A 9,937-nucleotide genomic window follows, 5' to 3' on the forward strand; every position below is an offset into this window, starting at 1 on the left:
ATGAAATTCAGCACACAGTTCGAAAATCGATCGTGGGTTCCCGGAGGAACCATATGCAGGACAAAAATGCTACAGCGTTCTTTGCGCATCCGGAAGGACACGCGCCAGCCGGATTCCGGATATCGAAGGTCACCGGCCGTCATGGCCGAATGACGGCGGCCTCACAGTTCGGGCCGCTGCGGTTCAGGCTCAGTTGCCCTCGCCGCTCGGCAGCGAGAAGATATAGCCCTCGCCGCGCACCGTGCGCAGGAACTTCGGGTTGGCGGGGTCGGTCTCGATCTTCTTTCGCAGCCGCATGATGCGGATGTCGACCGCCCGCGAAGATTCCGGGTCCTCGACGAAGCCGATCGCTTCGGAGATCGCCGCTCGTGTCAGCAGACGGTTGGCGCGCGTCAGGAAGACTTCCAGTACGTCGAACTCGCTTTTGGCCATGTCGACGACCGCGCCGTTGGCACCGGTGACCAGCCTGCCGTCGAGATCGGCGTGGAATGAGCCGAAGCTCATGCGGCGGCCGGCAGAGGCCGGTTCGGGCTTGGCGGCCTGCGGCTCGGCCGGCTGCGGCACGCGGCGCAGCACGCTGCGCACCCGGGCCAGCACCTCGCGCAGTTCGTAAGGCTTGACGATGTAGTCGTCGGCGCCGAGCTCGAGCCCGACGATGCGATCAAGCGCGGTGCCGGCCGCGGTGGCATAGATGATGCCGATCGGGGTCTTGGAGCGCAGCCAGCGGCCGAACGACAGGCCGTCCTCGCCAGGCATGGCTATGTCGAGGATGGCGAGATGAAAGGATTGCGTCTCAAGCAGGTTCCGCGCCGCGGCGGCACTTTCGGCCGTCGCCACCTCATAGCCGCTGGCGCCGAGATACTCGGCGACGGCATCCCTCAGGTCAGGCTCGTCCTCGACGACGACAATTCTTGCCCGCACTATGCTCTGGCTCCCGCTTTCAGCGGAAAGTAGATTGGGTATAAACATGATGTCCAGCACTCATCTTGAGATGTCTGTCGCAGGGTGGAGAAAAATGGCCGCACGATCCGTCATCGCGCTCGTTTCCGTCGCCGAAGTGGTGGCGGGCGACCTTGCCGACCATCTCGAGCGGCGCGGTCATGACGTGCGCGCGGCGCGCCAGCCCTGGGAAGCGGAATCGCTGCTTTCGGCCAAAGGCATCGACGTGGTGGTTGTCGGCGACAGCCTGAGCCAGGCTGAGGGGCGCGATCTGCTTCGGCGTTATGGCGGCGAGGGCGGACCCGACTTCATCCTGATCTGCCGGCCGACCGACCTGGTCGACAAGGTGCTGGCGCTCGAGCTCGGTGCCGCCGACGTCGTCGAGAGCCCGCTCAACGTCAGGGAACTGGCCGCGCGCATCGGCGGCCTGCTGGCGCGGCGCGGCAGGGCCGCCGGGGAACTGATCGTGCTGGAGAACGCAACCGTCGATCTGAGGTCGGCGATGGTCATGCACCGCTCGGGCGCGGAAGACCAGCTTTCGCCCGGCCAGGTGGCGCTGCTCAAGCTGTTTCTGGCAAGTCCCCGCAAGGTGCTGACGCGCGACGACATCATCGCCGCGGCGCCGGCCGAAAACGCCGACGCCTTCGACCGCTCGATCGATTCGCGCATCGTGCGGCTGCGCCGCAAGCTCGACACCGAAACCATCACCACGATACGCGGCGCCGGCTACCGGTTCGACCCGCCGACGCAGCGCGTCGATTGAATCAGCCAGACTGTTCGATTGTTTCAGCATCGGACCGGTTTCCATTCTGGTCCGATGCTCTCGCTCAGCGCAGCACGATGGCCGAAGGGCCGGATGGCGCATCGCTGGCGACGGCGACCACCTCAGCCTGGGCACGGTCCCGCAAGAGGACGGTGGCAAGGCCGGCAAAGCCCAGAAGGCCTTGTGCGTAAAGCAATGCGGAAAGCACGGCTGCGGCAGATTTCGTGTTCATTGGCTCCATCCCTTCAACTTGTGGTTCCGCTTCAGGAAACCCCCGAAGCGCCCGCGCCGCCCACGGAGCCCCCCGCAGCGGCGCGGGCCTTCGGTCCTCTCGGCAGCAAGTAGCCGGAGGCGCCGCGCATCCACTTCAGCCGAAGGCCGACCCGCCAGAGGGCCTTCAGCCGGTTAACGCGCAGGCTGGACACGATCCAGACCGTGGCGATGAACAGCGCGGCATGCAGCGTCGAAATCTCGCCGGAATTCATGGCCGCAAGTGTCGTCGCCGGGTTGCCGGCAACAGAGCCGACACCGCCGAGGACGATTGCAGCGACGCTTGTCCGGAGAAGCCAGGAGCGTAGGTTCGTTTTCCTGCCCATTTTCGTTTTGCTGTCGTCTGTTCCCGTTGCGTCAACTGTGCTGCCGGCTTGTATCGGGATCATGCCGCACGAGTCGCGCTTTGTTGCAATCTGGTTTCGGCGCAGGTCGTATCGCTTTCATATCAGAGGCATAGGTGCTTTCGTCTGGGGGCTTTGCAGCCTGATGCCGATAACGAAGCGTTAACTATATGCCCTGTCCCCCGATCACGCCCCTCGTCGGGCGGTTAACCACGGGAAACAGATTCGAAACAAATGTGAGCATCAAGCGAAATTGGCTTGAAACATCACCCAGCGATAAATCCGCCATCGAATTGGAGCCGGCCGGACCGGCAGAGAGAGGGGACATCGCCATGCACGCCACCATTTCCGCCAAGCTTATCAACATCACCGCCGCTGCGTTCACCGGCGCGGCCCTGCTTTTCGGCGCCGGCAGCGGCGCCGCCCACGCCAACCAGATCGTGGCCAAGGTTTCGCTGTCTCAGCAGACCATGGAGGTCACCGTCGATGGCCGGCCGACCTTCGCCTGGAAGGTGTCGACCGGCGACCGGGCGCACATCACGCCGACTGGATCCTTCAAACCGACCCGCATGCACGAGATGTGGTATTCGAAGAAGTACGACAACGCGCCGATGCCGCATTCGGTGTTCTTCAGCGGCGGTTATGCCGTGCATGCGACCTATGCCATCAAGCGTCTCGGACAGCCGGCCTCGCACGGCTGCGTGCGGCTGCACCCGGATGCCGCGGCCGATTTCTACCAGCTCGTCGAGGCCTTTGGCCCGTCGAACACCAGCATCGTCATCGTCAAGTAGCAGGCTGTGGTCGAAGGCGGCGAAGAGGGTTGGCAAAACCTCCTCTCATCCGTTCCGCCTCCCGCCTGGCATTGCTCTTCCGCGGTAAACGCCCAACCAAAAAAGAGGCCGGAATTTTCCGGCCTCTTTTTTCCTTTGTCGTTCGATTCCGTCAGTCCTGCAGCGCCGGCATCAGGTTCGGATCCGGCTTCTCTGCATGGTGCGGCAGGTCCTTGCTGGCGATGAAGGTGTAGAACATCGGCACCACGAACAGCGTGAACATGGTTCCAACCAGGATGCCGGTGAAGATCACCAGGCCCATTGAATAGCGGGCGGCGGCGCCGGCGCCGCTGGAGATGATCAGCGGCACCACGCCAAGCGCCATCGCCGCCGTGGTCATCAGGATCGGCCGCAGCCGCACCTTGGCCGAAGCGACGATCGCGTCGCGCCGGCGCATGCCGTGGAGCTCACGCTGCTGGTTGGCGAACTCGACCAGAAGGATGCCGTGCTTGGTGATCAGGCCGATCAGCGTGATCAGGCCGACCTGGGTGTAGATGTTGAGCGTGCCCAAGCCGATGTTGAGCGGCACGATCGCGCCAAAGATCGACAGTGGCACCGCCATCATAATGATCAGCGGGTCGCGGAAGCTTTCGAACTGCGCCGCCAGCACCAGGTAGATGACGAGCACAGCCGCAACGAAAGCGATCAGGATGGTGTTGCCCTGCTCCTTCTCCTGCCGCGACTGGCCGGAATAGTCGATGAAGAACGTGCCGGGCAGGCTCTCCTTGGCGATATCCTCGATGGCCTTCAGCCCGTCGCCGGTGGTGACCCCCGGCAGTGGCAGGGCTGTGATCGTCGCCGAGTTGAGCTGGTTGAACTGTTCGATCGCGGCGGGTGCCGCATTGGTCGAGATCTTCACCACCGCCGACAGCGGCACCATCTCGCCCGAGGCGCTGCGCACGAAATACTGGGCGAGCTTCTCGGGGTTGTCGCGGAATTCCTGCGGCACCTGCGGGATGATGTCGTAGCTGTTGGAGTCGCGGTCGAACTGCGCCACCTCGGCGCCGCCGACCAGCAGCGTAAGCGTGCGGCCGATATCGGCGATCGGCAGGTTCAGCGCCGCCGCGCGCTCGCGGTCGATCGTCACCGTCACTTGCGGCGCGTCATAGGACATCGAGTTTTGCACAACGATGAAGCGGCCGGAGGCCTGCGCCTTGTTCTTGATCTGCTCAGCCGCCTCGTAAACTTCGGCGGAGTCGCCCGTGGAACGTACCACAAAGGAGATCGGCAGGCCGCCGCCCGAACCGGGCAGCGTCGGCGGCGCGAAGACGAATGCCTCGACGCCGGCCACCTTGGCAAGCCGGCCGGTGATGTCTTCCTGGATCTCCTTCGAGCTGCGGGTGCGCTCGGCCCAGTCCTTGAAGGCGAAGCCGACAAAGGCGCCGTTGGTGGCGCCGCCGAAGGCGACGGCCGAGAACTGGGCGCGCGTCTCAGGGATGTCCCTGACCAGACCGAGGATCTGGTTGACGTAGGTTTCGGTATAGTCCGACGTCGCGTAGCGCGGCCCGGTCACGATCGAGAGCAGGAAGCCCTGATCCTCCTCCGGCGCCAGTTCGCTTGAGGTCTTGGTGAACATGAAGCCGGTGAGCGCGACCAGCGCGACCACGATCAGTAACGTCACCGGACGGTTTCTCAGCGAGCTGGTGACCATCCGCTCGTAGACGCGCTCGACGCGGCCAAAGGTGCCGTCGACGATGCGCTGGAAACGGCTGTGCGAGCCTGCCTTGAGGATACGTGCCGACATCATCGGCGTGATGGTGATGGCGATGATGCCCGACAGCACAACCGAGCCGGCAAGCGTCACCGCGAATTCCCGAAACAGCGCGCCGGTCAGGCCGCCGGTGAAGGCAAGCGGGGCGAACACCGCCGCCAGCGTGATGGTCATGGCGACGATGGCGGAGAGAATCTCGCGCATGCCGTTGAAGGCCGCCTGCATGGCCGACATGTGGTCCTCTTCCATGTGGCGGTGGATATTCTCCACCACCACGATGGCGTCGTCGACGACGAGGCCAATGGCCAGCACCATGGCGAGCAGCGACAGCAGATTGATCGAGTAGCCGACCGAATACAGCAGGAAGCAGACGCCAATCAGCGAAAGCGGAATGGTCACGATCGGCATCATCACCGAGCGGAACGAGCCGAGAAAGAGCAGGATGACGACGACGACGATCGCCACCGCCTCGCCGATGGTCTTGAATACCTCCTCGATCGAGGCGCTGATCTGCTCGGTGGAATCGTAAACGATCTCGATCGTCATGCCTTGCGGCAGCGTCTCCTGGATCGTCGGCACCAGCTTGTGGATCGCCGCCGCCGTCGTCAGCGGATTGGCCGCCGGCGTCGGGAAGATGGCAAGGAAGGTGCCGGGCTTGCCGTTGAAGGAGACCCTGGTGTCGGTGCTGACCGCGCCGAGCTCGACGCGCGCCACGTCGCGCAACCTCACCACATTGCCGTCCTTGGAGCGCAGAGGAAGCGCCGCGAAAGCCTCCGGCGTCTGCAATGTCGAGCGCACGGTGATCGATGAGACAACGTATTCGTTCTCGGTGTTGCCGGGCGCCGACAGGAAGTTGCTGTCGTTGATGGCGGTCAGCACATCGGCCGCCGTGACGCCGCGCGCGGCGAGCTTGACCGGGTCGATCCACACCCGCATCGAATAATCCTCGGCGCCGAAGATCTGCACGTCGGCGACGCCCTCGACCGTCGATATGCGCGGGCGAACGACGCGCTCGATATATTCGGTCAATTGCTGCTTCGTCATGTTCGGATTCTGCATCGAGATGTACATCATCGCGAACTCTTGGCCGGTGCCCTTGACGATTACCGGATCCTTGGCGGCGTCGGGCAAGGTGCCACGCACGCCCTGCACCTTGGACAGGACCTCGGTCAGCGCGACGTCCGGGTTGGAGCCGAGCTTCATCTGCACAACCACGGTGCTGGAGGAGGGCCGGCTCGACGAGGTGACGTAGTCGATGTTCTCGGTCGAAGCGACGGCGCGGGCGATCGGAGCGGAGATGAAGCCCTGGATCAGGTCGGCGCTGGCGCCTGGATAGGCCGTGGTGATGGTGATGGCCGTCTCGTCGACTTTCGGATACTGCCGGATCGACAGGTTGAAGATGCCCTGGAAACCCAGGAGCAGGATCATGCAGGCGAGCACGGTCGACAGGACCGGCCGGCGAATGAAGATGTCGGAGAAATTCATTGCTGGGCGGCCTGCTTGTTCGCCGGCTTGGTCGGATCGATTGTGTTGTCGACGGCAACGGACATGCCGTTGAAGAGCCGGTTCTGGCCGGCGGTGACGACCTCATCGCCGGCGGTGATGCCTTCCAGGATCTCGACCATGCCGGCGTTGCGGCGGCCGGGCTTGACGAATACCTGGGCAAGCACAAGCTCAGGCTTTTCGCCTTCCACCGGCTTGGCCGCCGCGTCGGCCGGCTTTTCGTCAGGTTTTTCGTCCGGCTTGGCGGCCGGGGTGGAGCCGGTCTTTGTCGCATCCGGCTTCTCTTCGGGCTTGGCTGCTGGAGCGGCAGCGTCGCCCGCGGGCTTGGCCGGACGCACGACAAAGACGAAGTCGCCATAGAGGCTGGAGGTCAGGGCCGTCTGCGGCAGCGTCAGGACATTCGGCTCCTCCGGCAACTCGACGCGCACCTGCACGAACTGGCCTGGCGTCAGCTTGCCGTCGGGGTTGGCGACCTCGGCGCGGATCGACACCAGCCGGCTCGTAGGGTCGATCTTTGGGTCGATGCCGCGAATGGCGCCGGCGAACGGCATATCGCTGTTGCCGCCGCCGATGCCGAGCCGCACCGTCTGGCCGATCTTGAGCAGCGGCAACTGCTGTTCCGGCACCGAGAAGTCGACCCGCATGGTATCGAGGTCCTGCAGGGTCACCACCGAGGATCCGGTGGCGAGATACTGACCGAGGTCGATCTTGGGGATGCCGACAGTGCCGGCGAAGGGAGCGGTCAGCTGCTTCTGGTCGAGCACCGCCTGCAGCTTGTTGACCTGCGAGGCGGATGCCGACGCGGTCGCCCGCGCGGTGTCGAGCGTGGCGTCGGTGCCGACGCCGCGCCGCTGCAATTCGACGGCGCGTTCGAGCGCCGTCTGGTCAGAGACGTTCTGTGCTTTCGCCGCCGCGAGATCGGCGCGCTCGACGGCATCGTCGAGCTGCAGCAGCACGGCGTTGTCGGCTACCTTCTGGTTGGCGTGGAACATGATGCTCTTGACGATGCCGGCTGTTTCGACGGTGAGGTCGACGCCGCGCACGGCATTGACGGTGCCGATCGCCTCGACGCCCGGCGTCCACTCGGACGGCTTCACGATGACCGTCGAAACGGTCGCTGCCGGCGGCTTCATGGTGGCGAAATACTGCTTGATCGCGCTGTCACGAAACAGGTTGAAGGCGACAATTCCGCCGCACACCACAATGAGCAGAAGCAATATTCCGACGATGATGAAGAAGCGCTTCACGAACAGTCCCCCTCGGCCGGCGTCCGGCAATAGTCGTCGAACAGCGGGACACATATCGACGTCAGGTCCCGTTTTCAAATGATGGCGATCTTACTGTACCGTCTGGACGGTGTTGTCAATTCCGCCTAGGCTAATGTAAGGGGGATGCACCGATGAAAACCCGCAGAGCAAATTCGCGTGACAGGATACTCGCCGCCGCCGCCGACGTGGCGCGCGAGACGGGTCCGGGCAGCCTGTCGCTGGACGCCGTCGCCAGCCGCGCCGGCGTGTCGAAGGGCGGCCTGCTCTACAATTTCCCGACCAAAGCCAAGTTGATGCAGAGCCTGGTGGAGGATTATCTCAAGGCATTCGAGCAGGCGATGGAAGCCCGCACCGCCGTGGCTGGTCATGAAAGCGCGCTCGCGGCCTATATCAAGCTCTCGGCCGACGAATGCGAGGAGCCGCAGCCGTCGGCGTCCTGGATATTTTCCGCCATCGCCGAGGATCCCGAATTCCTGACGCCGATCAAATCGTTCAAGCGGCAGCTGTTCGAGCGGCTCAAGGGGGAGACGAACGACCTCAGCGCGCTGTTGGTCTGCTTCCTCGCCATCGAGGGCATGCGCAGCATGAATCTCTTCGATTCCGACGTGCTCTCGAAGGATGAGCGGCAGCTGCTGACCTCGTCGCTGCTGGAGATCGCCGGATAGGGGCCTAGCGCCGGCATTTGACTGGCGTTTTGAAATGCCCTCCCTGCCGAGCCCGGTATCCCGCCCGTCACACCAGCTTCATCGACCGGACATAGCCTCACCTGTGGTTGTGCCGAAGTGCGAACGGGAGTGGGACATGGTGGACATTGTTTCGAGCGAAGCGGGCATTCCAAGGCCAGATCATCCACTCAATCAAACCGGCGGCGCCAAGTGGTTCCTGCCGGCCTTCGGAGTGATCGTGCTCGCCGGCGTCATCTATGTCGCCTACGCACTCAGCCAGGATCTCGCCATAGCCAAGACGGTGCCGTGGATCCTGCTCGGCATCGCCTTGCTGATTGCGCTGGGCTTCGAGTTCGTCAACGGCTTCCACGACACCGCCAATGCCGTGGCGACGGTCATCTATACCCGCTCCCTGCCGGCCGAGTTCGCCGTCATGTGGTCGGGCGTCTTCAATTTCCTCGGCGTTCTCACCTCCAGCGGCGCGGTTGCCTTCGGCATCCTGTCGCTGCTGCCGGTCGAGCTCATCCTGCAGGTCGGCTCCTCGTCAGGCTTCGCCATGGTGTTCGCGCTGCTGGTCGCCGCGATCCTGTGGAACCTCGGCACCTGGTTCCTCGGCCTGCCGGCCTCAAGTTCGCACACCATGGTGGGGTCGATCATCGGCGTCGGCCTCGCCAACCAGTTCATGGCGCCGGCCGGCAGCGCCACCAGTGGCGTCGACTGGTCACAAGCGACCAATGTCGGCACCACGCTGCTGGTCTCGCCAATCATCGGCTTCTTCGCCGCGGCAATCCTGCTCTATGCGATGAAACTGCTTGTGCGCAATCCGGCGCTCTATGAGGCGCCGAAGGGCAACACCCCGCCGCCGTGGTGGATCCGCGCGCTGCTGATCTTCACCTGCACCGGCGTCAGTTTCGCCCATGGCTCGAATGACGGCCAGAAGGGGATGGGCCTGATCATGCTGATCCTGATCGGCGTGGTGCCGACGGCCTATACGCTCAACCGCACCCCGGACATCAACTATCTCGAAGCCTACAAGTCGGCTTCGGTGAGCGTCGAACAGGCACTGGGCAAGTACGTCAAGCCGGGCATCACCGTCCCCGATGCCAAGGCGGCCGTCCAGGACGCCGTGCGCACCAGGACCTGGAACGACCAAACCACGGTGGCGCTGCAGACATATATTCACAACACCACGGCTTCGCTGCAGCCCTACGCTTCGATCGAAAAGGTGCCGACCGATCTGGTCGGCAACGCCCGCAACGACATCTATCTGATCGGCGAGGCGCTCAAACTGATCGACAAAAAGAAGCTGCTGCCGATGGAGGCCGCCGATCTCAAGGCGGTAACCGACTATCACAAGGCGGTCGACAACGCGACGAAGTTCATTCCGCTCTGGGTGAAGATCGCTGTGGCGCTGGCGCTCGGGCTGGGCACCATGGTCGGCTGGAAGCGCATCGTCGTGACGGTCGGCGAGAAGATCGGCAAGAGCCATCTGACCTGTGGCCAGGGCGCCGCAGCGGAGCTGGTGGCGATGGTCACGATCGGCATGGCCGACCGCCTCGGCCTGCCGGTGTCGACCACCCATGTGCTGTCGTCGGGCGTTGCCGGCACCATGGCGGCGAACGGCTCGGGGCTGCAATGGTCGAC

At 63.9% G+C, this 9,937-nt stretch carries 9 protein-coding genes; 4 read left to right on the forward strand and 5 right to left on the reverse strand.

What is annotated here, in order from left to right:
- Positions 1–189 precede the first annotated feature (189 nt).
- The gene (locus EN745_RS21990; protein WP_245455362.1) at positions 190–921 is read right to left on the reverse strand and encodes a response regulator transcription factor; all 732 of its coding nucleotides are present in this window, start codon (positions 919–921) and stop codon (positions 190–192) included.
- A gap of 94 nt (positions 922–1,015) precedes the next feature.
- Between EN745_RS21990 and EN745_RS21995 the strand changes: the two genes are divergently transcribed.
- Entirely contained in the window at positions 1,016–1,702 is a 687-nt protein-coding gene (locus EN745_RS21995; RefSeq protein WP_126058021.1) for a response regulator transcription factor, read from the forward strand.
- Positions 1,703–1,766: 64 nt separating this feature from the next.
- Here the strand turns inward: EN745_RS21995 and EN745_RS36240 are convergent, their stop codons facing one another.
- Positions 1,767–1,934 carry a hypothetical protein gene (locus EN745_RS36240; RefSeq protein WP_189340605.1) on the reverse strand — a complete coding sequence of 56 codons (168 nt, stop codon included), beginning with the start codon at positions 1,932–1,934 and terminating at the stop codon, positions 1,767–1,769.
- A 31-nt stretch (positions 1,935–1,965) separates the two neighbouring features.
- Positions 1,966–2,298 (reverse strand): hypothetical protein, encoded by a 333-nt coding sequence (locus tag EN745_RS22000; protein ID WP_126058022.1) that lies wholly within the window; start codon positions 2,296–2,298, stop codon positions 1,966–1,968.
- A gap of 350 nt (positions 2,299–2,648) precedes the next feature.
- Here EN745_RS22000 and EN745_RS22005 point away from each other — a divergent pair, with 350 nt between their 5' ends.
- Entirely contained in the window at positions 2,649–3,107 is a 459-nt protein-coding gene (locus tag EN745_RS22005) for a L,D-transpeptidase (RefSeq protein ID WP_126058023.1), read from the forward strand.
- 151 nt (positions 3,108–3,258) lie between these two features.
- Here EN745_RS22005 and EN745_RS22010 read toward each other — a convergent pair whose 3' ends face one another.
- The gene (locus EN745_RS22010; RefSeq protein ID WP_126058024.1) at positions 3,259–6,342 is read right to left on the reverse strand and encodes an efflux RND transporter permease subunit; all 3,084 of its coding nucleotides are present in this window, start codon (positions 6,340–6,342) and stop codon (positions 3,259–3,261) included.
- Positions 6,339–7,661 (reverse strand): efflux RND transporter periplasmic adaptor subunit, encoded by a 1,323-nt coding sequence (locus EN745_RS22015; RefSeq protein ID WP_189363120.1) that lies wholly within the window; start codon positions 7,659–7,661, stop codon positions 6,339–6,341. The genes EN745_RS22010 and EN745_RS22015 overlap by 4 nt, the downstream gene beginning before the upstream one ends.
- Before the next feature lie 98 nt (positions 7,662–7,759).
- On the opposite strand from EN745_RS22015, the gene EN745_RS22020 reads away from it, so the two are divergent.
- Both EN745_RS22020 and EN745_RS22025 read left to right on the forward strand, forming a co-directional pair.
- The gene (locus tag EN745_RS22020; protein ID WP_126058025.1) at positions 7,760–8,293 is read left to right on the forward strand and encodes a TetR/AcrR family transcriptional regulator; all 534 of its coding nucleotides are present in this window, start codon (positions 7,760–7,762) and stop codon (positions 8,291–8,293) included.
- 136 nt (positions 8,294–8,429) lie between these two features.
- Positions 8,430–9,937: inorganic phosphate transporter (locus EN745_RS22025; protein ID WP_145992093.1), on the forward strand; the 1,508-nt coding region annotated here is incomplete at its 3' end.

Source organism: Mesorhizobium sp. M4A.F.Ca.ET.022.05.2.1 (assembly GCF_003998845.1).
GTDB lineage: Bacteria > Pseudomonadota > Alphaproteobacteria > Rhizobiales > Rhizobiaceae > Mesorhizobium.